Source organism: Kitasatospora sp. NPDC048194 (assembly GCF_043202455.1).
GTDB lineage: Bacteria > Actinomycetota > Actinomycetes > Streptomycetales > Streptomycetaceae > Kitasatospora.
On the sequence record NZ_JBIDAK010000018.1, the window covers coordinates 115,839 to 139,065 of the forward strand.

Genomic DNA, 23,227 nt, shown 5'->3' on the forward strand with positions numbered 1-23,227 from the left:
ACCTGCTGGCATGACCACCCACGCCACGGTCGGCACCGACCGGCTCACCGAGCGGATGACCGCGCTGATCAGTGAGATCCGCGCCGTCGTGGACCGCGGACTGCCCCCCGAGCTCACCGCCTACCTGGTCGGCGAGCGCCTCGCCCCCCACCTGCTCGCCGACCCCGACGGGCCGGACGCACTGCTCACCCCCGCCCAGCGCGAGGGCGATCCGCAGCGCTATCGCCAGCACGTCCTGCACGCCGAGGAGGACGGCAGCTTCTCCGTCGTCGCCCTGGTGTGGCTGCCCGGGCAGCAGACCCCGATCCACGACCACGTCTCGTGGTGCGTGGCCGGCGTCCACCAGGGCCAGGAGAGCGAGACCCGCTACCGGCTGGTCTCCGACGGACGCAACGCCCGGCTGGTCGAGACCGAGCACGTGGCCGGCCCCGCCGGAACCGTGGCCGCCTTCGCCCCGCCCGGTGACATCCACCTGGTGCGCAACTCCTGTAGCACCACGGCGATCTCCATCCACGTGTACGGCGCGGACGTCTCACGGCTCGGCACCAGCATCCGGCGGGTCTACCGGCTCCCCGCCGACCAGGAGCGGTGAGCGGCGGCGTGGCACTGACCCTCCGGGAGCGGGCCGCCCGCACCCGTTCACTCCCCCCGCTCGGCGGGGACGCCCCCGGGCTGCTGCTCGCCGCGGCCGGCGTGGCCGCCGCCCTGGCCGTCCACGCCGTCGTCCCCGCCGTGCCCAAGCTCACCGCCGCCGTCGTGCTCGGCATGGCGGCGGCCCACCTGCCCGGTCTGCGCCCGGTGGTGCGCGGCGCCGCCCGGCCCGGGCTGTCCACGGCCGGGAAGCGGCTGATGCGGCTCGGGATCGTCCTGCTCGGGCTCAAGCTCAGCCTGGACGACGTCCTCGGGCTCGGCTGGGCCACCGTCGCCATGGTGCTCACGGTCGTCGCGGCCACCTTCGCGGGCACGATGTGGCTCGGCCGCAGGCTCGGACTGCCCGGGGACCAGCCGCTGCTGGTCGCCACCGGGTACTCGATCTGCGGTGCCTCGGCGATCGGCGCGGTCAGCCAGGCGGCCGGGAGCGAGGAGGAGGACGTCGCCTCCTCCGTCGCGCTGGTCACGCTGTGCGGGACGCTGGCGATCGCCGTGCTGCCGCTGCTCCAGCACCCGCTGGGGCTGGACGGGGTGGAGTTCGGGCGCTGGGTCGGCGCGAGCGTGCACGACGTCGGGCAGGTGGTGGCCACCGCGCAGACCGGCGGGGCCGGGGCGCTGCGGGAGGCCGTCCTGGTCAAGCTGATGCGGGTGATGCTGCTGGCGCCGCTGGTCGCGGGGGTGGCCGTGGTGGTGCGGCGGAACGCGGGCAGGACTGCCGGGGGTGCCGAGTCTGCGGGAGCCGGCGGGGCCGGCTCTGCTGGGACTGCCGGGGCTCCTGGGACTGCCGGGGCTCCCGGGACTGCCGGGACGAGGAGTGCCCGTCGGCCGCCGATCGTGCCGCTGTTCGTGGCCGGGTTCCTCGCGATGATCGTGCTGCGGACCACCGGGGTGCTGCCCGACCGGGCGCTCGGCCTGGCCGGGGACGCGCAGGAACTGCTGCTCGCCGCCGCGCTGTTCGGGCTCGGCAGCGCCGTGCACCTGCCGACCATGGTGCGCACCGGCGGGCGGATCGCGCTGCTCGGGCTCGGGTCGTGGGTGGTCGTGGCGGGCGTGTCGTACGCGGGAGTGCTGCTCACGACGTGAGGGGCGGGGCACGGGCGGCGCCCCGGCCGCGGCTCCGGCTCCGCTGCCCACCGAGGACCGCTCCACGGGCGCGGGCGAGCTCGGTTATTGTCGGGCGCGTGATCGTGCGCACCGGTACGGTCCTTGCTGCCGAGTACGTCGAGGAGGACGCATGACCACCGCACTGCCCCAACGGGACGGCCACGAGGCCGTCGTCACGCTCGACCGGCGGGAGGGGCCGTTCGGCGAGGTGGTGCTGCGGCAGCGCGGACGGCACTACGAGATCATCGCCAACGGCTGCTTCCTGATGGACACCGCCGACGGGCGTTCCGAGCGGCTGCTGATCCAGGCGGCGCTGGACGCGTTGGACGCGACCGGTCGGAGCGGGGACGGCACGGCGGGCGGCCCGGGCGGTATGGGCGGTATGGGCGGTCCGGTCTTCGGGCCGTCGGTGCTGATCGGCGGTCTCGGAGTCGGCTTCTCGCTGGCGTACGCCGCGGCCGAACCGCGCTGGGGCCGGATCGCCGTCGTCGAGTGGGAGAACGCGATCATCGACTGGCACCGCAACGGCCCGCTCGGGGCCTTCTCCGGCGGTGCGCTGGACGACGAACGGGTCACGGTGCTCCACACCGACCTGCTGGAGTACCTCGCGGCGGCGGACGGCGAGCGCTACGACGCGCTGTGCCTGGACATCGACAACGGTCCGGACTGGACCGTCACCGACTCCAACAGCGGCCTGTACGGCGCGGACGGGCTCGCGGTGCTGTGGCACCGGCTGAGGCCCGGCGGGGTGCTGGCGGTGTGGAGCGCCCAGCCCTCCCCGGCCTTCGAGGAGGCGCTGCGGGCGGCCGGCTTCTCCGACGTCGCCACGCACGAGGTGCCGGTCAGCCGGGGCGTGCCGGACGTGGTGCACCTGGCGCGGCGGGCGGACTGAGGACGCCCGGAGCGCCGGCCCGCAGCGCTGCGGCCGTGCACCCCGTGGACGCCGTCCGCCGGGCGGATCCGGAGGCTGCGCCGGATCGTCGTCCGGGGCGGCCCGGGCCCGAACGAGCGGGCGGCGCCCGGCCGATGGCCGACTGCTAGCGTGGGCGATCACGGTGCACCAGTGCGGTGGTCGAGCGGGCGGTGGTGGGTGTGGTGGAGCAGGGGACTCCTTCGGAGCGGATCGCGGCCGAACTGCGGCGGCGGATCGCGGCGGGGGAGTTGAAGCCCGGGGCCCGGGTGCCGTCCACCCGCGGGATCACCCGGGAGTGGGGCGTGGCGATGGCCACCGCGACCAGGGTGCTCACCCGGCTGCGCGAGGAGGGGCTGGTCAGGGCCGTTCCCGGGGTGGGGACGGTGGTGGTGGCTCCGCCTTCGGCCGCGGCGTCCGGGGTGGTCCGGGAGTCCGGGCGGGCGTCGGGCGCGGTGCCGGGTGGAGTGCCGGGCGCGGGGCCGCGAGGCGCGGGCAGCCCGGGGGCGCGGCGGACCCGGGGCGGCGAACGGGAGTTGAGCCGGGAGCGGGTCGTCGCGACGGCGGTCGGGGTGGCCGACACGGAGGGGCTGGCGGCGTTGTCCATGCGCCGGGTCGCCACCGAGCTGGGCGTCGCGACCATGTCGCTCTACCGCCATGTGCCCGGCAAGGACGAGTTGTTGCGGCTGATGACGGACACGGTCTTCAGGGCGCACCCGTTGCCCGACCCGCCGGCGCCGGGTTGGCGGGCGGGGCTGGAGGAGGTCGCGCGGCTGCAGTGGAAGATCTACCGGCGGCACCCGTGGCTGGCGTCGACGATGTCCTTCACCCGGCCGGTGCTCGCGCCGGACGCGGCGGTGCACACCGAGCGGTCGATGGCCGCGCTGGCCGGACTGGGGCTGAGCCCGGAGGAGATGGCCCAGGCCGCGGTCGCGCTGGCGGCCTTCACCTGCGGGCTGGCCGTCCACTTCGAGCGGGAGGCACAGGCGGAGCAGGACAGCGGGATGTCCGCGGACGAGTGGATGGACCGGCTGGACGACGAGGACCACGACCGGCTGATGTCCGATCCGGAGCGGTTCCCGATGTTCGAGGCGCTGAACCGGGGGCCGGAGGTCGACCTGAGTCTGGAGGCGCTGTTCGAGTTCGGGTTGGCGCGGATGCTGGACGGGGTGGCGGCGCTGGTCGAGGTGCGCCGGGACGGGCGCTCGGGCGCAGGCGCGGGGCGGCGAGCGGGAAGAGGGAACGGGAGCAGCGACGGGTGACAGCGGACGGGAGTCGGCGAACGAGACCTGAACCCGGTGGCCGTCGCCCGTCGCCCGTCAGTGGCCGCCCGCCGCCGTCGCGCGCCCGCAGCTCGTCAGCCGAAGGGCCGGTGCTCCGGCTCCGCGTCGGCCTGGCTCTCCGCCTCCGGCTCCTCCGCGACGCCGCTCGACGACTCCGTCATGCCGAAGGGGTCGAAGTCCGGCGGCGGGATCAGCACCGGCGTGCCCTTGCCCCGACCCGGCTCCGCCTCCGCCGCCGGGGTGTCCGCCGCAGGGGCCGCCTGGGCCGGAACGCGCGGCGGTACCGAGGGCGGCGGCGGGACGGCCGGACCCTTCGCGGCGACGGTCGTGCCGAACGGGTCCGCCTGCTGCTCGGCCGCGATCGTCGTGCCGAACGGGTCGGGAGCCGCGGCGCCCCCGGCGGTCGGTGCGGTCGGCCCGTCCGCGGCTCCGGTCGAGAAGTCCGTCATGCCGAAGGGGTCGAAGTCCGGCGGCGGGATCAGCACCGGCGTGCCCTTCGGCTCCTCGTCGGCCTGGCCGGCGGCACCCTCGGCAGCCGTCTCCTCGGCCACCGGCGCGAACGGGTTGAAGTCCGCGGGCGGGATGCGCACCGGAGTGCCGCGCAGGTGCACCGGCTCCTCCTCCGCCCCCTCGGTCGCGGGGACAGCGGCCGGCGCCGGGACAGCGGCCGGCGCGGGTGCGGCGGCCGGCACGGGTGCCGGGCCGTCCGGGCCGGTCGGTGCCGGAACGGCCACTGCCGTCGGCGGGGGCACGTGCGCCGCCGGGCTCGCCATCGGACTCGCCGCCGCGTTCGCGGCACCACCGGCCACCGCGACCGGCTCGCCGTCCCAGCCGAACTGGATGCTCTTCAGCAGCTCCGCGAACGCCTCCGTGTAGAGGTCCCAGTCCTCCGGCCGCGCCGTGGACAGCTGGGCGCACAGCACCGTGCCGCCGTCCGGCAGCGGGACGAACGCCTGGACGACCGAGGTGACCACCCAGCGCCGCTGCCCGTCGGAGGCCAGCGGGCCGGGCACCGGGACGGTCCGCCCCTCGACCAGGACGGCGGCCGGCCCGGCCGGGAGCAGCACCGTCCACACCTCGGCGTGCCGCCGTACGGTGGCCAGTTCGGTGGCGAGCGCGGTGATCGGCAGCGGGTGCCGGGCGAGCGAGATGACCAGGGTCGCGTCCGTGGCCCGTCCGTCCACCTCCAGGGCGCACACGCCCGCGTAGCGGACGCCCGCGTCCTGGACCAGGTCGGTCAGGGTCGCGGCGATCACCGCGAAGTCGCGGCGCTGGGCCGTGCCGGTGGCGCCGAACAACTCCTCGGCCACCTCGGCGAGATGCGCGGTCAGCTCGGCGGCGGCCGCAGCGGTGGCCCGGTCGGCGCCGCCGTCGGCACCGTCCGGCAGAGCGGGCACGGTACGGGCGGAGGCTCCGGCGGGCCCGCCGGGGGAGGTGAGCGGGTGGAAGCCGGGCGGGACGACCAGGCGGACCTCGGCGCCCGCGCCGGTCGCCAGCTCGACCGGCTGCCGGGTCTGCTGCCCGGCCGCCAGCGCGGCCAGCGCCGGGGCGAACGGCGGGCGGAGCTTGGCGTCGGCGAACTCACCCGTGACCGGCAGCTGGAACAGCGCGGCAGAGGTGGTGCCCCGGTCGGCGATGGCGCCGCGCACCGCCCCGCCGCCGTAGTGGTCGTGCAGTGCGGCCGTCACCCGGTCGGCGATCGGGGTGCCGGTGCCGGGGCGGGCGGTTCCGGCGGTGACCACCGTGCCGAGCCGGTCGAAGGCCTCGTGCACCGGCCCGTTGGGTGCCAGCCGAAGGGTGAACAGCGCCTCGGCGGCGGGGTGCCCCACCGTCCGCAGGGCGCTCAGCGAGGCCGCCGGGTGGCGTGAGGTGTGCTCGTCGAAGAGGGCGTCGGTGAGCGTGCCGAGGGTCGAGCAGACCTGCTCGGCCGCCGCGAAGGGGTTGGCCTCCGTGCTGAACTGGACGTCCTGGGTCAACTGGTGAGCCCCCCGCTCTGCTCCGTCTGCGTCGGTGGTTCCGGCTGGGACCGGGCCCGCTCGGGCGGCGCGCCGTCGGATCCCTGCTCATTCCTATCAGAGCCCACCGTCGTCGCCGAACCGCAGGATCACCCGATGATCATTCGCCGCCGGTTCCGGTGGAGCCCTGCGTGGCCTCGGCGGACGGTTCGTCCACCGGCGCGGGCGTCGGCGCTGCGGACCCTGGGGCACCGGCGTCCGCCGCTCCGGACACCGGGGCCCCGGCGTCCGCCGTTCCGGCGGCGAGCACGGTGACCGCGTCGAGGATGCCGGGGACGGCGAACAGCCCGGCGAGGTCCCGGACCAGGCGTCCGGTCGGCCCGTCCGGCCGCTCGCCGGCGAAGAAGGTGGCCAGTTCGGTGGCCAGGGCCGGCTCCCGGGCCGCGGTGAGGGTGAGCGAGGCGACGAACTCCTGCACCAGGTGCAGCTGCAGCTCCTCCAGCGGTACGGAGCGCTCGGCCAGCCACTCCAGCGAGGTGATCTCGGCGTTGGCGATCCAGGCCCGGACGGCCAGCCGCAGCCCGGGGCTCGGCCGGGGGATCGCCAGGTGGCTCAGGATCTGGTCATGGGCGGCCCGGCGCACCTCGTCGATCACCGCCGAGGTGCCCGGGCTGGCCGCCACCGAGCCGCCCCGCAGCAGTGCGGCGAAGCCGGGCCCGTGGCTCTGCACGAAGTCCAGGTAGCGGCCCATCACCCGGTACAGCCGCTCCGACAGCGGCCCCTCCATGGGCTCCTCGAAGCGCGCCGACAGCTCCCGACCGGCCCGGCGCAGCGACGCCTCGTACAAGGCCTGCTTGCCCGGGAAGTAGTGGTACACCAGCGGCCGGGAGGCGCCCGCGGCGGCGGCGATGTCGTCGATCGACACCTCCTCCGGAGGCCGCCGGCTGAACAGTTCCAGGGCCACGGCGATGAGTTGCTCCCGCCGCTCGTCCACGCTCAGCCGCCGGCGCGGCCGCTCACCGGCGGCGCCCCGGCCGGGTGCGGCGGCGGTCCGTGCTGCGCGGTCGGCCGTCGGCGACGGCGTACGGGAGGCCATGTGCGCCACCCTATCCGGCACGCGCGCGTCGGCCCACGTGCCCCGGGCCCGGCCACGGCCCCCGGACGGTACCCGGCGTCCTCAGCATGCTTCCAGCCGGGTCGGTGTTCTAGCCGGCCCGCAGCTCCAGGTAGCGGCGGTAGGCCTCGCGGCCGTCGGTGACGAAGGTGTCGCGGGCGAGGCGCTCGGCGAGTTCGTCGGGGGAGAGCCAGGCGTGCCAGGCCACCTCGGACTCCTGCGGGGAGACCGGGCCGTCCCACTCCGCCTCGTAGGTGTCGCACCACCAGGAGAGCCGGCCGCCGTCCGGTTCCCGGAAGAGGAACTTGAACAGCGGCCGCGGGCGGATGCCCCGGACGCCGAGTTCCTCCTCGGCCTCCCGGACGGCCGCCTCGGCGTAGGTCTCGCCGGAGCCGACCACCCCGCCGACGAACATGTCGTAGGCGCCGGGGGCGAACAGCTTGGTGTCCGTGCGGCGGTGGACGAAGATCCGGCCGGCCGGGTCGCGGACCAGGACGAAGGCGCAGCGGTGGATCAGCCCCCGCCGGTACACCTCCGCGCGCCGCGCCGTCCCGATGACCCGGTCGTGCTCGTCGACGACGTCCAGCAGTTCTTCGGAAGGGTTGGTCATGTCCCACAGGTTAGGGTTTCGGGGCCCGCTTCGAACGCGGGACCGATCGATTGGGCGGACACCGGGACGCTGGTCGGACTCCGAGGAGCGGGTCCGGACGAGCGGGTCCGGACGGGCGGAGGACGGCGCGCGATGGTGGAGATCTGGGGCGAGACGGCGGAGGGGTTCGAACCGGTTCGGGCGGCGTTCGCGCGGAACTTCGCCGAGTACGGCGAGCTCGGCGCGGCCTTCGCGCTGTACGTGCGCGGCCGGAAGGTGGTCGACCTGTGGGGCGGCGACGCCCGGCCGGAGGTCGGTGGGCGGCCCGCGCCCGCCGTGCCGTGGACGGCGGACACCGCCCAGGTGATGCGTTCCGTCACCAAGGGCCTGACCGCGGCCGCCGCCCTGCTGCTCGCCGAGCGCGGCCTGCTCGACCTGGACGCTCCGACGGCCTCGTACTGGCCGGAGTTCGCGGCGGCCGGCAAGGGCGGCGTGCCCGTGCGCTGGCTCCTGTCGCACCAGGCCGGGGTGCCCGCACTGGACGTCCCGCTGCGCCTGGAGGACGTGCTGACCTGGGAACGGGCCGTCGCCGCCGTGGCCGCGCAGACGCCCGCCTGGGAGCCGGGCACCGCGCACGGCTACCACCCCTACACCTACGGCTGGCTGGTGGGCGAGGTGGTGCGTCGGGTGAGCGGTCGGACGATCGGACAGTACTTCGCCGAGGAGATCGCCCGCCCGCTCGGACTGGACCTGTGGATCGGGCTGCCGGCCGGGGCCGCGCCCCGGGTCGGCAAGCTGGTCGACCTGCCCGCCCCGGAGGCGGCCCGCACCGGGCCGAGCGGGCTGCGGCTGCGGCCCAAGCAGTCCGTCCGGGACGCCTACCAGGATCCGACCTCGCTGACCGCCCGTTCCTTCGCCTCGGTCCTGCCCGGGGTCGACCTCAACGACCCGGCCGTGCAGGCCGCCGAGATCCCCGGCGCGGGCGGCATCGGCACCGCCCGTTCGCTGGCCCGGTTCTACGCGGCGCTGATCGGTGCGGCCGACCGCCCGGACGGCTCCGGCGCGCTGCTGCCGCCGCTGCTCGGCCCGGAGACGATGGCCCGCGCGGTCGGTCCGGCGGTGAACGGGCCGGACCGGGTGCTGATCGTCAACTCGACCTTCGGCCTGGGCTTCTGGCGTCACGGACCGACCGCCCCGATGGCCTCCCCGGCGAGCTTCGGCCACCCGGGCCGGGGCGGCTCGCTGGGCTTCGCCGACCCGGAGCTCGGCCTGGGGTTCGGGTACGTGACCAACGGCATGCAGCCGGGCGTCACCGGGGACGTCCGCTCGCGCAACCTGATCCGTGCGGTGCGGGGGTGCCTGGGACTGTCCTGAGGCGATCGGCCGCCCGGACCGACTGGGCCGGGCGGCGGGCCGGGCAGACGGCCGGTCACGCGCGGGCGGTCCCGGTCACCCTGGCCGGCCCCGGTCATGCCCGGGCGCTCCCGGTCATGCCTGGCCGGTCTCGAAGCGGCTGATCTTCCCGTCCTCGACGGTGAACCGCCAGGCGGTGCGCATCTCGCCCCAGGTCTCGTTGGTGAAGTTGGCGACGAGGGCGCGGCCGCCGTTCGACTCGGTCTGCACGTCCATCCGGCCGTTGGGGCCGAAGATCTCCCGGTCGATCCAGTCCCGCAGGTCGCGCTCGGAGCCGTCGTCGGCCATGGTCGCGTCCGGCGTGAGCAGGGCGAGGAAGGCGTCGCGGTCGCCCGCGTTGACGGCGGTGACGAACGCGCGGACGGCGGGGTCGGTGAGCTTGGCGGGGGCGATGGTCATCTGCCGGGACTCCCAACGGGGACGGTCGGACTGGGGGAGTCCTGTCTACGGCGTTCGCGCGGCGTGCCCGGGCATGTCGGCGGCGCGTCGGCGAATCGGGGGGATTCATGTGCTTATGATCCTGAAACAGGCGATTTTTCCTGATAGGCCCGCCACGGGGAGTGGCGGTGGAGCGGGAGGCCCGGGCGGGCCTCCCGCTCCACGTGCGTCCTGCTGTTCGAGGGGCCCGGGTCAGAACAGGCCGACCGCGTCGGGGGAGTAGCTGACCAGCAGGTTCTTGGTCTGCTGGTAGTGCTCCAGCAGGGCCTTGTGGTTCTCGCGGCCGATGCCCGAGTTCTTGTAGCCGCCGAATGCCGCGTGGGCCGGGTACGCGTGGTAGCAGTTCGTCCAGACCCGGCCCGCCTGGATGGCGCGCCCGGCCCGGTGAGCGGTGTTCAGGTCACGGGTCCACACGCCGGCGCCCAGCCCGTACTGGGTGTCGTTGGCGAGGGCGACCGCCTCGTCGAAGCCCTTGAAGCGGGTGACCGAGACGACCGGCCCGAAGATCTCCTCCTGGAAGACCCGCATGCTGTTGACGCCCTCGAAGACCGTCGGCGTGACGTAGTACCCGCCGGCCAGCGGGCCGCCGAGGTCGGCGCGCTCGCCGCCGACCAGCACCTTGGCGCCCTCGGCCTGGCCGATCTCGAAGTACGAGAGGATCTTCTCCAGCTGTTCGGCGCTGGCCTGCGCGCCGATCTGGGTGTCGGTGTCCAGCGGGTCGCCCTGGCGCATCGCGCGCACCCGCTCCAGACCGTCGCCGAGCAGCCGCTCGTAGACCGAGGACTCGATCAGCGCGCGGCTCGGACAGGTGCAGACCTCGCCCTGGTTGAGGGCGAACATCGCGAAGCCCTCGACGGCCTTGGCGTAAAAGGCGTCGTCGGCGGCGGCGACGTCCGCGAAGAACAGGTTGGGGCTCTTGCCGCCGAGCTCCAGGGTGACCGGGATCAGGTTGTCCGCGGCGGCCCGGGATATCAGTCGGCCGGTGCCGGTCTCGCCGGTGAAGGCGAGCTTGCGCACGCGCGGGCTGGCGGCGAGCGGGGCGCCGGCCTCCTCACCGAAGCCGGTGACGATGTTGACCACGCCGGGCGGCAGCAGGTCCGCGGTCAGCTCGGCCAGCAGCAGCACCGAGGCCGGGGTCTGCTCGGCGGGCTTGAGCACCACGGCGTTGCCGGCCGCCAGCGCCGGGGCCAGCTTCCACACGGCCATCAGGATCGGGAAGTTCCACGGGATGATCTGGCCGACCACGCCGAGCGGTTCGTGGAAGTGGTAGGCGACGGTGTCCTCGTCCAGTTGGGAGAGGCTGCCCTCCTGGGCCCGCAGCGCACCGGCGAAGTAGCGCAGGTGGTCGACGGCGAGCGGGAGGTCGGCGACCAGCGTCTCGCGCACCGGTTTGCCGTTCTCCCAGCTCTCGGCGACGGCCAGGCGCTCCAGGTCGGCCTCCATCCGGTCCGCGATCCGCAGCAGCACCTGCGCCCGCTCGGCGACGGAGGTGCGGCCCCAGGCCGGGGCGGCGGCGTGGGCCGCGTCGAGCGCCACCTCGATGTCCTCGGCGGTGCCCCGGGCCACCTCGGTGAACACCTCGCCGGTGACCGGGGTGGGGTTCCCGAAGTACTCGCCACGGACCGGGGGCGTCCAACCGCCGTTGATCCAGTGCTCGTAGCGGGAGCGGTAGGCGATGATGCTGCCGGGCGCGCCGGGGGGCTGGTAGACCGTCATGCTCTCTGTCTCCTCGCGACGTCGGGCGCCGTCCGACGCCGGTCGGGCCCGGGCGGCGCGCCGGGCCGCCCGGTCGGGGGCGGTCCGGCGGGAGGGTACGGACACGCAGTCGGGCCGACGCCCCGTCGGGGGCGCCCGCCGCCGAGCACGATAGCCGCCGGGGTGCGGCGCGGCCACGGTCCGTACGGCGGGGGCGTACGGACGGTGTGCGATCCGGCCAGGGCGCGGTCAGCTCAACGCCCGGTCCGGGGCGGCACCCGGGACGGGGCGGCGCCCGGGACGGTCGGCGCGCGACCGGGGCGGCGCCCGGTCCGGTCGGCGCCCGGTCCGGGGCGGCGCTCGATCGGTCGGTGTGCGACCCGGTCGGTCGCGCCCCCGGGCGCACGCGGGGCGCTCGGACGGCGTGCGGCGTGCGCCTCCCGCCGGCGGTACCGCCCCCGGGCGGGCCGGACCGCTCACACCGCGTGGTACCGGCCGGTGCGGGCCTCCCAGCTCAGGTAGCCGGCCAGCCAGGTGATCAGCCCGTCCGCGTACCGCTGGGCGATCGCAGCCTCGATCCGCGACAGGCCCAACTCCCGGTAGACGTCCGGCAGTCGGCCGTGCAGGTCGGCACAGCGCTCGACCATCAGCTGGGCCTCGGCCAGGACCGCCGAGCAGGCCTCCTCGGCCGAGCAGCGGCGCTCCCGCTGCACGATCATGACGAGGTTGTTGACGTCCCCGCGCGGCGCCTCGAGCGGGAAGGACCGCACGTCGTTGCTCAGTGACGGTATGTCGGCTGCCAGCTGCCGGATCTGACGCAGCACCGGATGGTGCAGGACGGCGGCGGGAACCTCGAACTGGCCGAGGCGTTCGACCATGTCGAAGATGGTCTCCATCGCCGCGGTGCCTCGTCTGAGTTCGAGGTAGCCGTCCCGGTCCGGCGGCCGGGTGGAGATCCGGCCGGCTGCCTCGGCCGGGTGGCTGGCGAAGTAGTACTCCCAGTTGTAGGCCGCGCGGGCCTGCCAGCGGGCGGGCATGCCGCGCACGCTGCGGTTCCACAGGTCGGCGAAGGCGGTCTCGACCGCGGAGCCCGGATCGGGCCGGGCTCCGTGCAGGACGGCGATCAGGCGTTCGCAGATCGGGGCGACCTCGGTGGGGCGGCGGCCGAGCGGGCCGTCGAACTGGTCGTCGAAGAGGAAGTAGAAACCCATCAGGTCCGCGGCCAGGGCGAGTTCGTCCGGCCCCGCGTCCGGGTAGCCGAGCGCGGCGAGGTCGACCACCTCCCAGTGCGCGTAACCGGGGTGGTCGGCATCGGGCAGCAGTGGGTGGCGGATCAGCCAGTCGCGGTGCAGCTTGGTGGCGTACGCGCCGTGGGGACTGCGGCGGTGCGGGAACGGGATCTGAAGTGAGGTGTCGTCAGACATCGGACTCCCGGTGCAGCGGAGGAGGGGGCGCTTGTGGTTCGATCATTGACCGTGGGGGAGTTGACGTGGGGAGGCCCTGACGGTGAGGGTGGAGGGCAAGATCATCTGAGCCTCGAGGGCCGTAGGGTATCGGATGTATTGATCGGACGTTAGGGATATAGGGCAAATGCCCTTGGCAAGCCGCCCGAACCCTCCCCGTCCGCCCCAGCCTGCACGAATGTCACCCGGCGAGCCGCACGCGGCGCTAACCTCGGCTCCACGAACAGTGATGGAGCGGCTCCTACGGGCAGTGGTCGACACGGGCAGTGGCGAGCCGTGCCGGGAGCGGGCGAGGCGGAGGCGCGACGGTGACCGAACAGAGCAACGGACTGCGGGCGGGGGCCGGTTCCGGCCGGGACGGCGACAGCGCCGGGCCCCGGGTCAGGCTACGCGACCGCGACGCCGAACTGCGCTCGGTGGAGGCCGCCATCGACCGGCTCTGCCGCGAGTTCGCCGCCGGCGGCACCGAGATCGGCGACCTGCTGACCTTCTCCGGCCGCCCCGGCATCGGCAAGACCAGTCTGCTGCACGAGGTCCGGCGGATCGCCAAGCTCCGCGACGGCGCCAGCGTGCTGTTCGCCCGCGGTGGCGAACGGCAGTTCAAGGAGCCCTACCACGTGCTGCGGCAGCTGCTCCAGCCGGTGCTCAGCAGCCTGGAGGCCGACGAGTTCCGCCAGGTCATGGGCACCTGGGAGGAGGTCGTCGGACCGGCCATGGGCCTCAAGCAGCCCAAGGCCGGCGCCCGCCGCCTCGACCCGCAGGGCGTGCGCGACGGCCTCGACTACGTCCTCACCCAGCTCGCACCGCGCCGCGCGCCGATGGTGATGATCGTGGACGACCTCCACTGGGCTGACGCCGAGTCCCTCTCCTGGCTCGCCAAGTTCGCCGTCCGCTCCAGCGAACTGCCCGTCCTCCTGGTCTTCGCCTTCCGCGAGGACGAGAACGACTGGCCCACCGAGACCCAGGACCTCCGCCGGGGCGTCCTCGCCCTCAAGGCCCGCAAGCACGAGCTGAACCGGCTCACGCTGAACTCCGTCACGGACATGATCCGCGCCGAGCTCGGCGACAAGGCCGAGGACGCCTTCTGCTACGAGTTCTGGAACGTCGTCAACGGCAACCCCTTCGAGGCGGTCGCCCTGCTCGACCAGGTCCGCGACCAGGAGCTCGAACCGGTCGAGGAGAACTCCCGCCAGCTGCGCGAACTCGCCGTCGACGCCACCGGCATGACCCTCAAGACCTGGCTGGACCGGCTCGGCGCCAGCACCCTGCGGTTCGCCTGGGCCTGCGCCATGCTCGGCACCGACATCCGGGTCGACCTCGCCACCCGGATCTCCACCCAGAGCACCGAGGGCGCCCGGGAATCGATCAAGCAGCTGCGCAAGCAGCGGGTGCTCACCCAGTCGCCCAACGGCAACCTCGAGTTCGTCCACCCGCTGATCGCCAGCTCCATCTACAACACCATGCCGGAGGCCACCCGCCTCGGCATGCACGGCATCGCCGCCGCCGAGATCGAGAACGCCGGCCTCGGCCTGCTCGCCGCCTCCCGGCACCTCGTCGAGACCCACTCCGGCGAGGGCGACGACCGGATCGTCAAGAAGCTGCGCCGAGCCGCGGTCGAACACCAGCTGATCGGCGCCCCCGAGGCCGCCCAGCGCTGCCTGCACCGCGCGCTCAACGAGCCGCCCGCCGACGACATCAAGGCCGAGGTGCTGTACGAACTCGGCTGCTCCGCACTGCTCACCGACCCCGTCGCCACCGTCAACCAGCTGAGGCTCGCCCTCGACCCGGACGAGGTATCGCTGCGCCCCGACCTGCGGGTGGACGCCACCTTCCGGCTCTCCGAGGTGCTCGCCCACAGCGGCGAACTGGGCCAGGCCGCCCTGGTCTGCCAGGAGGAGGCCGAACAGACCGCCGACCCGGCCGGGCGCCAGCGGCTCCAGGCCGCCTCCTTCATGTGGCACGCCTTCCGCAAGTCCGAGGAGGACGGCCCCGGGCGCTCCGCCCGGCTGGGCGAGATGTGCCGGAACCTGCCCGGCCGGGAGGCCGCCGACCGCGCGGTGCTCGCCATGCGCGCCTGGGACCTCACCCTGCGCGGCGACCCCTCCGCCGAAGCGCTGGCGCTCGCCGACGAGGTCCTCGACGGCGGCCGGCTGCCCAAGGGCCTCGGCTGGACCGACACCACCTGGGGCTTCGAACTGCCCTCCATGCTGGGCCTCACCTACATCTACAACGACCGCATCGCCCAGGCCGAGCGGCTGTTCGCGGACGCCATCATCCAGTTCGAGGTGGCCGGTTGGAGCGGCGCCCACCGGGGCTTCGCGTACTTCCTGATGGGCCTGGCCCGGTTCCGCCGCGGCCTGCTCGCGGAGGCCGAGGACTTCCTGCGCCGGGCGTACCGGATCTCCGAGCGCGTCGGGGCGAAGCTGCCGCTGGCCTGGGACGCCGTCGGCGTGCTGGTGGACACCCTGATCGCCCGCGGCCGGACCGAGGAGGCCTGGGCGCTGGCCAACGAGTTCGGCTTCCACCCGCCCTACCACGCCACGGCCATGGTGCTGCCGGACGCGGCCTCGCTGTACGGCAAGCTGCTGATCGCCATGCGGCGCCACGCGGGCGCGGCGGCCGCGCTCACCGAGGCCGGCGCCCAACTGGAGGTCCGCGGCTGGCGGAACACCGTCTGGGCGCCCTGGGCCGGGCACCTGGCCATCGCGATCGCCGACGACGAGCCCGAGCGGGCCCGCTGCTACGCCCAGAAGGCCGTCGCGGACGCGCGCCGCTTCGGCACCGCCTCGGCGATCGGCAGCGCGCTGCGGCTGCAGGCGCAGGTCGAGAACGGCGAACAGGCGGTCGATCTGCTGGAGCAGGCGGTCGAGTACCTCGGGCAGTCCCCGGCCGGGTACGAGCACGCCGTCGCGTTGGTCGACCTGGGGGCCGCACTGCGCCGGGTCGGGCGGCTGGAGGACGCCCAGGAGTACCTGTACCAGGGCATCGAGCTGGCCCAGCACTGCTCGGCGGAGCGGCTGGTCGACCAGGCCCGGCGGGAGCTGGCCAACTACGGGCTGCGGCCCAACCGGCTGGAGAAGCGCGACTTCCAGGAGACGCTCAGCGGCCCCGAGTGGGAGGTCGCCAAGCGCGCCGCGCGGGGTGTGCCGCCGCAGCGGATCGCCGAGGAGCTGGGCGTGCAGCTGAGCCTGGTCAACCGGCGGCTGGCGGCGGTCTACCGCAAGGCGGGCAGCGGTCCGGACGGCCTGGCCTCGGCACTCGGGCTGCCGGGCCAGCCGCACGAGGAGCAGCGGGAGCACGGCGAGTAGCGGGAGCCGCGGGCAGGAGGAGGAGCGGGATCGCGGCCTGAGCGGCCGGAGCGGCAGGGCCCGGCCGGTGGCGGCGTGCGGAGGCGGCGGGCGGAGGCGTCCGGGCGGCGCGCGGTGGCGTGGGAGCGCCCCCGCCCCCGCCGCCCTCGCTAGGCTGACGGACACCACGGGGCCTCCACCACGCCCCTGACGGATCGACGGACCCGGAACCGGGCGGAGGCGGCGGCGCTGTCGCCGCGAGTGAGGAGCAGCCATGGCGAGCGAGCCCACCGAGGTGCGGCACGGACCCCTCGACTCCTCGGGCGCGGGGGCCGCGATCCAGCGCTGGACGCTCACCGCGGGCCCGTACGAGGCGAGCGTGCTCAACCTCGGCGCCACCCTGCACACCCTGAGCGCGCCGGACCGGGCCGGCCGCACTGCCCAACTGCTGCTGTCCACGGACACGTTGAGCCAGATCCTGGGCCCGGCGCGGCACTACGGCACGGTGGTGGGCCGGTACGCCAACCGGATCGACCGCTGCGAGGTCACCATCGACGGGCAGGAGCACCCGCTCGCCCCGACCGGCGGCGGGATCACCATCCACGGCGGGCCGGACGGCTTCGCGCAGCGGATCTGGGCGGCCGAGCCGGTCGACGGCGGGGTGCGGCTGCGGCTGCACAGCCCGGACGGCGACCAGGGCTTCCCGGGCGCGCTGGACGTCAGCGTCTCCTACACCCTGGACGCCGGCGGCGAGCTGGTGATCGACTACCGCGCGGTGACCAGCAAGCCGACCGTCGTCAACCTGACCAACCACGCCTACTTCAACCTCGCGGGTGAGGGCAGCGGCGACGTCCTGGGCCACCTGCTCACCCTCGACGCCGACGAGTACACCCCGGCCGACGAGCGGCAGATCCCGTACGGGCGGACGGAGCCGGTGGCCGGCACGCCCTTCGACTTCACGGTGGCCACGCCGATCGGCAAGTCGGTGCACGACGACCACCCGCAGCTGGCCGGCCCCGGCGGCTACGACCACAACTGGGTGCTGCGGGCCCGGCCGGCGGACGGCAGCCCGGCGCGGGCCGCCCTGCTGGAGGACCCGGTCAGCGGTCGCACCCTCGAGGTGCTGACCACCGAGCCGGGCATCCAGGTATACACGGCCAACAAGTTCCAGGGCGCGGTCACCGGTGCGAGCGGGGTGCCGTACGGCCCGTTCGCCGGGATCGCGCTGGAGACCCAGCACTTCCCGGACTCCCCGCACCAGCCGGCGTTCCCGAGCACCGTGCTGCGGCCGGGGGAGGAGTTCCGCTCGACCACGGTGCTGCGGCTGCACACCAGGTAGCCGCCCGTTCCGGCGGTACCTGGTCAGCCGTTGCCAGGGAGGTCCCGGCGCATGCAGATCCGGGGCCAGCGGTCCAGGCCGTGGTCGGCCTCCCGGCGGCGGATCCGGCGCAGGCCCGGGGTGAGCTCGTGGTCGGCGAGCGGGCGGAATCCGCAGCGGACGTAGTAGGGGGCGTTCCACGGGACGTCCGCGAAGGTGGTCAGGGTGAGCGCGGGGGCGCCGGCGCTCCGGTGCTCGGCCAGGTGCTCGATCAGGGCCCGGCCGATGCCCCGGCGGGCGTGGTCCGGGTGGACCGACACCTGCTCGATGTGCAGGGCGCCGTCCACCGGCTCGGCCAGCAGGTAGCCGGCGATCGGCCCGTCGGGGACCTGTGCGACCAGGGCGACGCCGTGCCGCAGGTAGTGCGCCAGCTCCTCCGGGGCCGGGGGCTCGTCCTCGGCGATCTCCGGCATCCCGATCGCGGCGAAGGGCGCTCCGGCCGCGCGTTCCAGGTCGACCAGCAGCGCGAGGTCGTCGTCGACAGCAGTTCTGATGCGCATCAGCCCAGTCTGCTGCAAGCGCCTCCCGGCCGGCCCCGGAGGCCCCGTCGGCCGGCCATAACGGGGCACAACGGGACGGATGGCGCCATCGCACCGTGCTGTCAACTACCGAGCGGCCACGTCCAGGACACACGGATGTAACGATCGCCGTTTCTTGCAGAAACTTTCTGCAAGGACTTTCCGTCTCTCTTGCGCCGCTGTTAACTTCCTTCCCGAGCCCGACGGCAGCGAAGGTGCGGTCGGCACGAGGCAGCCATTATGCGCCTGTCTCCGAACATCTCGGGCACCCCCACCCTCCCAAGGAGTTCTCATGCGGCGTGGCATCGCGGCCTCTGCCCTCGTTGTGGCCCTCGCGGTCTCGATGGCTGCCTGTGGCAGCAGTGGCGGCTCCGGTTCGGACGGCAAGGCCGACGGCCCCGTCACCCTGACCTACTGGGACACCTCCAACGCCACCAACGAGGCTCCGAACTACCAGGAACTGGCCAAGAAGTTCGAGGCGGCCAACCCGAACATCAAGGTCGACTTCGTCAACGTGCCGTTCGACCAGGCGCAGAACAAGCTGCAGACCGCCATGGGGGCCAAGGGCGCGCCGGACGTGTTCCGCTCCGAGGTCGGCTGGACCGCCGCCTTCGCCAAGGCCGGCTTCCTGGAGCCGCTGGACGGCACCCCGGCCGCCGCCGACACCTCCACCTTCCAGCCCAGCCTGATCCAGCAGGCCAAGTACGACGGCAAGCTGTACGGCGTCCCGCTGGTGACCGACACCCTGGGCCTGCTCTACAACAAGGAGCTCTTCGCCAAGGCCGGCATCACCACCGCGCCGAAGACCTGGGACGAGCTCAGGACCGACGCCGCCGCGATCAAGGACAAGGCCGGCGTGGACGGCTTCTGGCTCAAGGCCGCGGACGGCTACTACGCGATGCCGTTCCTGTTCGGCGAGGGCACCGACACCGTCGACGCCGCCGGCAAGAAGATCACCGTCACCTCGCCCGAGGCCGTCAAGGCCGTCGAGACCTACAAGTCGATGTTCAACGGCCCCGGCCTGGCCAAGGCCGACGTCACCACCGACGCCTACGCCCACATGATGGACGCCTTCAACAGCGGCAAGGTCGCGGCGATCATCCAGGGCCCGTGGGAGATCACCAACATCTACAAGGGCTCCGCCTTCGCCGACAAGAACAACCTCGGCATCGCCGCCGTCCCGGGCGGCTCCGGCGGCAAGGCCGGCGCCCCCACCGGCGGCCACAACATCTCGGTCTACGCCGGAGCGGACAAGGCCCACAAGGCCGCCGCCGAGAAGTTCGCCGCCTTCATGACCTCGGCCGAGAGCCAGGCCTTCATCGCGCAGAAGAACTCCACCCTGCCGACCCGCTCCGACGCCTTCACCGCCGACGTCAAGGCCGACCCGGGCATCGCCGGCTTCCAGGGCATCCTGAACAGCGCCAAGCCGCGCCCCGAACTGCCCGAGTACAGCTCGCTGTTCTCCTCCCTCGGCGAGAACCTCGGCAAGGCCCTCCAGGGCACCGCCACCCAGGACGCGCTGAACACCGTCGCCACCGACTACGCCAAGCTCCTGCCGGGCTTCGCCAAGTAGTCCCCGGGCCCGGCCTGCCGACCTCCGGCAGGCCGGGCCGTCGGCTCCCCCGAGATCCCCCGAGAAGGTGCAAACGATGTCAGTCGCCGTCCAGGGCGCCACCGGCAAGGGCAGCCGGGAGCGCGATCAGCGTCCGGGCCCGCTGGACCGCCTCAAGCGCTCCTACGCCAAGCACTGGTACGCCTACGCGATGATCGCCCCGGTCGTGCTGGTGCTGGGCGTGCTGGTGCTCTACCCGCTCGTCGAAGGCGTCTGGCTCACCCTCACCGACGCCAACAGCCTCAACACCGCCCGCACGATCGGCGTCAACAAGATCCCGGCCAGCTACGACTTCGTCGGGTTCCACAACTACGCCGACATCCTGTGGGGCCCCGGCTCGTACGACCGCTTCTGGTCGCACTTCGTCTGGACCATCGCCTGGACGGGCATCTGCGTCTCCCTGCACTACACCCTCGGCCTCGGCCTCGCCCTGCTGCTCAACAAGAAGCTGCGCGGACGCGCCGCCTACCGGATGCTGCTCATCCTGCCCTGGGCCGTGCCGACCTTCGTCACCGTCTTCTCCTGGCGGCTGATGCTCTCCGACGGCGGCGTCGTCAACAGCGCCCTCTCCGCCCTGCACCTGCCCCAACCCGGCTGGCTCACCGACCCGTTGGCGCAGAAGGCGGCCGCGATCCTGGTCAACACCTGGGCCGGCGTGCCGTTCATGATGATCTCGCTGCTCGGCGGACTGCAGTCGATCCCGGCCGAGCTGTACGAGGCCGCCGAGATGGACGGCGCCACCCGCTGGCAGCAGTTCCGCCACGTCACCCTGCCCGGGCTGCGCACCGTCTCCTCCACCGTCGTCCTGCTCGGCGTGATCTGGACGTTCAACCAGTTCAACGTCATCTTCCTGCTCTTCGGCACCGGCGCCCCCGACGCCCAGCTGCTGGTCACCTGGGCCTACCGCCTCGGCTTCGGACAGATCCCCCGGGACTACGCCCAGTCCGCCGCCTACGGCGTGATCCTGCTGTCCATCCTGATCGTCTTCACCGCCTTCTACCGGCGCTGGCTCGCCCGCAACGAGCAGGCCAACGGCTGAGGCCCCGGACCCAGTTGACCCACGAAGGCAGGTACCCCCGATGAGCACCACCACCGAACGCCCCGCCCCGGCGCCGACCACGGCCCCGGCCGCCAGGCCGGCCAAGGTCCGTCCGCGCGGCGAGAGCGGCCCGCTGGCGAGGACGCTGTCCCACGCCGCCCTGGCCCTCGCCGGACTGATCGCGCTGTTCCCGGTCGCGTGGATCCTGTTCGTCTCGCTCGGACCGGACAAGACCGACTACCTCCACCCCGGCCAGATCCTCGACAAGCTCACGCTGTCGAACTACCAGCACGTGCTGGCCGACACCGACTTCTTCACCTGGTTCGGCAACGCCGTGCTGGTCTCCGGCATCACCACCGTCTTCGGCGTGATGGTCGCCGCCACCACCGGCTACGCCGTCTCCCGGATGAAGTTCCCGGGGCACCGGCCGCTGATGTGGTCACTGCTGGTCACCCAGATGTTCCCGATCGCGGTCCTGATCGTGCCGATGTACACGATGCTCTCCGAACTCGGCCTGCTGGACAGCTACACCGGCCTGATCCTGGTCTACTCCACCACCACCGTGCCGTACTGCGCCTGGCTGCTGAAGGGCTACTTCGACACCATCCCGGTCGAGATCGACGAGGCCGGCCGGGTCGACGGGCTCACCCCGTTCGGCACCTTCTGGCGGCTGGTGCTGCCGCTCGCCCGGCCGGGACTGGCGGTGGCCGCCTTCTACTCCTTCCTCACCTACTGGGCCGAGGTGCCCTTCGCCTCCACCTTCATGCTCAGCTCCGACAAGTACACGCTGGCCGTCGGCCTGCAGACCTTCGTCAGCGAGCACGACGCCCAGTGGAACCTGATGGCCGCGACCGCCGTGCTGATCGCCATCCCGTCCGCGGCCTTCTTCTACCTGGTGCAGCGCCACCTGGTCACCGGCCTGACCGCCGGTGCCTCCAAGTCGTAACGCCCCGCCGCACTCCGGCGCCGACTCCGCGCCCGGCGCCCACCGCAGACGGGCGCCCGGCACGGACCCGGCGCTCACCGCGGACCCGGCGTTCCCCGCTCCTCTAGTCCCCAAGGGATTCCGTCCATGACCCAGAACCTGGCCGACACCTCCCGGCCCGCCGCCGACACCGCTCACGAGGCGAACGTCAGCGCGTCCAGAGGCTGGTGGCGGGACGCGGTCATCTACCAGGTGTACCCGCGCAGCTTCGCCGACTCCAACGGGGACGGCATGGGAGACCTGCCCGGCATCCGCAGCCGCCTGCCGTATCTGCGCGACCTCGGTGTGGACGCCGTCTGGCTCTCCCCGTTCTACGCCTCGCCGCAGGCGGACGCCGGCTACGACGTCGCCGACTACCGCGCGGTGGACCCGATGTTCGGCACCCTGCTGGACGCCGACGCGCTGATCCGGGACGCCCACGAGCTGGGCCTGCGGATCATCGTCGACCTCGTCCCCAACCACTCCTCGGACCAGCACGAGTGGTTCCAGCGCGCCCTGCGCGAGGGCCCCGCGTCCCCGCTGCGCGACCGCTACCACTTCCGCCCCGGCAAGGGCGAGAACGGCGAACTGCCGCCCAACGACTGGGAGTCCATCTTCGGGGGCCCGGCCTGGACCCGCACCGAGAACCCGGACGGCACCCCCGGCGACTGGTACCTGCACCTGTTCGCCCCCGAGCAGCCCGACTTCAACTGGGAGAACCAGGCCGTCGCCGACGAGTTCCGCTCGATCCTGCGGTTCTGGCTCGACATGGGCGTGGACGGCTTCCGCATCGACGTCGCCCACGGCCTGGTCAAGGCCCCCGGCCTGCCCGACCTCGGCGGCGGCGACCAGCTCAAGCTGCTCGGCAACGACGTCATGCCGTTCTTCGACCAGGACGGCGTCCACGAGATCTACCGCAGCTGGCGCAAGATCCTCGACGAATACCCGGGCCAGCGGATCGGCGTCGCCGAGGCCTGGACCCCGACCGTCCAGCGCACCGCCAACTACGTCCGGCCCGACGAACTGCACCAGGCCTTCAACTTCCAGTACCTGGGCACCGACTGGGACGCCACCGCGCTGCGCGAGGTGATCGACCTGTCGCTCGACTCGATGCGCCCGGTCGACGCCCCCACCACCTGGGTGCTGTCCAACCACGACGTCACCCGGCACGCCACCCGGTTCGCCAACGAGCCCGGCCTCGGCACCCAGATCCGCACCCCCGGCGACCGCGAGCTCGGCCTGCGCCGCGCCCGCGCCGCCAGCCTGCTGATGCTCGCGCTGCCCGGTTCCGCGTACGTCTACCAGGGCGAGGAACTCGGCCTGCCGGACGTCACCGACCTGCCGGACGAGGTCCGCCAGGACCCGTCCTTCTTCCGCCAGGCCGGGCAGGACGGCTACCGCGACGGCTGCCGGGTGCCGATCCCGTGGTCCGGCACCGAGGCCCCCTACGGCTTCGGGCCGGTGCCGGGCGGACCGTCCTGGCTGCCGCAGCCGGCCGAGTGGGCCGAGCTCAGCGTCGAGGCGCAGACCGGCGACCCGACGTCCACCCTGGAGCTCTACCGCAGCGCGCTGGCCGTCCGCCGGTCCCAGCCGGACCTGGGCGCCGGCACCGGGGTCGAGTGGCTGGACTCCCCCGAGGGCACGCTGGTGTTCCGCCGCGGCTCCTTCGTCTGCACCGTGAACACCACCGGCGAGCCGGTGCGGATGGCGGCGCCCGGTCGACTGCTGCTCGGCTCGACCGAACTCGCGGTGGACGGCGGCGAGACGGTGCTCGCTCCGGACAGCACCGGCTGGTGGGCGGTCTGACGTGGTTG

At 73.7% G+C, this 23,227-nt stretch carries 18 protein-coding genes; 11 read left to right on the forward strand and 7 right to left on the reverse strand.

The window, feature by feature from the left end; all coding sequences use genetic code 11:
- The first annotated feature begins 10 nt into the window (after positions 1-10).
- The 4 genes from ACGF07_RS22190 (at position 11) to ACGF07_RS22205 (ending at position 3,927) form a co-directional block, all read left to right on the forward strand.
- The gene (locus ACGF07_RS22190; protein ID WP_350740325.1) at positions 11-592 is read left to right on the forward strand and encodes a cysteine dioxygenase family protein; all 582 of its coding nucleotides are present in this window, start codon (positions 11-13) and stop codon (positions 590-592) included.
- A gap of 14 nt (positions 593-606) precedes the next feature.
- Positions 607-1,734: a YeiH family protein gene (locus ACGF07_RS22195; protein WP_392901420.1), complete on the forward strand. Its 1,128-nt coding sequence runs from the start codon at positions 607-609 to the stop codon at positions 1,732-1,734.
- A gap of 151 nt (positions 1,735-1,885) precedes the next feature.
- Entirely contained in the window at positions 1,886-2,647 is a 762-nt protein-coding gene (locus ACGF07_RS22200) for a spermidine synthase (protein ID WP_392901372.1), read from the forward strand.
- Between the two features lie 176 nt (positions 2,648-2,823).
- Positions 2,824-3,927 (forward strand): TetR/AcrR family transcriptional regulator C-terminal domain-containing protein, encoded by a 1,104-nt coding sequence (locus tag ACGF07_RS22205; protein WP_392901374.1) that lies wholly within the window; start codon positions 2,824-2,826, stop codon positions 3,925-3,927.
- 95 nt (positions 3,928-4,022) lie between these two features.
- On the opposite strand, the gene ACGF07_RS22210 is transcribed toward ACGF07_RS22205, so the two are convergent.
- The 3 genes from ACGF07_RS22210 to ACGF07_RS22220 form a co-directional block, all read right to left on the reverse strand.
- Entirely contained in the window at positions 4,023-5,924 is a 1,902-nt protein-coding gene (locus ACGF07_RS22210) for a hypothetical protein (RefSeq protein ID WP_392901376.1), read from the reverse strand.
- A gap of 139 nt (positions 5,925-6,063) precedes the next feature.
- On the reverse strand, positions 6,064-6,903 hold the full coding sequence (locus ACGF07_RS22215) for a TetR/AcrR family transcriptional regulator (RefSeq protein WP_392901422.1): 840 nt from the start codon (positions 6,901-6,903) through the stop codon (positions 6,064-6,066).
- A gap of 205 nt (positions 6,904-7,108) precedes the next feature.
- Positions 7,109-7,627, reverse strand: coding sequence for an NUDIX hydrolase (locus tag ACGF07_RS22220; RefSeq protein ID WP_392901378.1), 519 nt, complete (start codon positions 7,625-7,627; stop codon positions 7,109-7,111).
- A 132-nt stretch (positions 7,628-7,759) separates the two neighbouring features.
- Between ACGF07_RS22220 and ACGF07_RS22225 the strand changes: the two genes are divergently transcribed.
- Positions 7,760-8,980: a serine hydrolase gene (locus ACGF07_RS22225; protein WP_392901380.1), complete on the forward strand. Its 1,221-nt coding sequence runs from the start codon at positions 7,760-7,762 to the stop codon at positions 8,978-8,980.
- Positions 8,981-9,094: 114 nt separating this feature from the next.
- Here the strand turns inward: ACGF07_RS22225 and ACGF07_RS22230 are convergent, their stop codons facing one another.
- From ACGF07_RS22230 to ACGF07_RS22240, 3 genes are all read right to left on the reverse strand, one after another.
- Positions 9,095-9,418 carry a nuclear transport factor 2 family protein gene (locus ACGF07_RS22230; protein WP_392901381.1) on the reverse strand — a complete coding sequence of 108 codons (324 nt, stop codon included), beginning with the start codon at positions 9,416-9,418 and terminating at the stop codon, positions 9,095-9,097.
- Positions 9,419-9,649: 231 nt separating this feature from the next.
- Positions 9,650-11,173 carry an aldehyde dehydrogenase family protein gene (locus ACGF07_RS22235; RefSeq protein WP_392901382.1) on the reverse strand — a complete coding sequence of 508 codons (1,524 nt, stop codon included), beginning with the start codon at positions 11,171-11,173 and terminating at the stop codon, positions 9,650-9,652.
- A 455-nt stretch (positions 11,174-11,628) separates the two neighbouring features.
- Positions 11,629-12,576 carry a terpene cyclase gene (locus ACGF07_RS22240; protein WP_350740352.1) on the reverse strand — a complete coding sequence of 316 codons (948 nt, stop codon included), beginning with the start codon at positions 12,574-12,576 and terminating at the stop codon, positions 11,629-11,631.
- A gap of 347 nt (positions 12,577-12,923) precedes the next feature.
- On the opposite strand from ACGF07_RS22240, the gene ACGF07_RS22245 reads away from it, so the two are divergent.
- Entirely contained in the window at positions 12,924-15,923 is a 3,000-nt protein-coding gene (locus ACGF07_RS22245; protein WP_392901384.1) for an ATP-binding protein, read from the forward strand.
- A gap of 253 nt (positions 15,924-16,176) precedes the next feature.
- On the forward strand, positions 16,177-17,241 hold the full coding sequence (locus tag ACGF07_RS22250; RefSeq protein ID WP_392901386.1) for an aldose epimerase family protein: 1,065 nt from the start codon (positions 16,177-16,179) through the stop codon (positions 17,239-17,241).
- 23 nt (positions 17,242-17,264) lie between these two features.
- On the opposite strand, the gene ACGF07_RS22255 is transcribed toward ACGF07_RS22250, so the two are convergent.
- Positions 17,265-17,780, reverse strand: coding sequence for a GNAT family N-acetyltransferase (locus ACGF07_RS22255; protein ID WP_392901388.1), 516 nt, complete (start codon positions 17,778-17,780; stop codon positions 17,265-17,267).
- 310 nt (positions 17,781-18,090) lie between these two features.
- Here ACGF07_RS22255 and ACGF07_RS22260 point away from each other — a divergent pair, with 310 nt between their 5' ends.
- From ACGF07_RS22260 to ACGF07_RS22275, 4 genes are all read left to right on the forward strand, one after another.
- Complete coding sequence (locus ACGF07_RS22260) at positions 18,091-19,371, forward strand: extracellular solute-binding protein (protein WP_350740364.1); 1,281 nt, start codon at positions 18,091-18,093, stop codon at positions 19,369-19,371.
- 76 nt (positions 19,372-19,447) lie between these two features.
- On the forward strand, positions 19,448-20,449 hold the full coding sequence (locus ACGF07_RS22265) for a sugar ABC transporter permease (protein ID WP_350740367.1): 1,002 nt from the start codon (positions 19,448-19,450) through the stop codon (positions 20,447-20,449).
- Between the two features lie 40 nt (positions 20,450-20,489).
- Positions 20,490-21,395: a carbohydrate ABC transporter permease gene (locus ACGF07_RS22270; protein ID WP_350740370.1), complete on the forward strand. Its 906-nt coding sequence runs from the start codon at positions 20,490-20,492 to the stop codon at positions 21,393-21,395.
- Positions 21,396-21,521: 126 nt separating this feature from the next.
- Positions 21,522-23,219, forward strand: coding sequence for a glycoside hydrolase family 13 protein (locus ACGF07_RS22275; protein WP_392901391.1), 1,698 nt, complete (start codon positions 21,522-21,524; stop codon positions 23,217-23,219).
- Positions 23,220-23,227 lie beyond the last annotated feature (8 nt).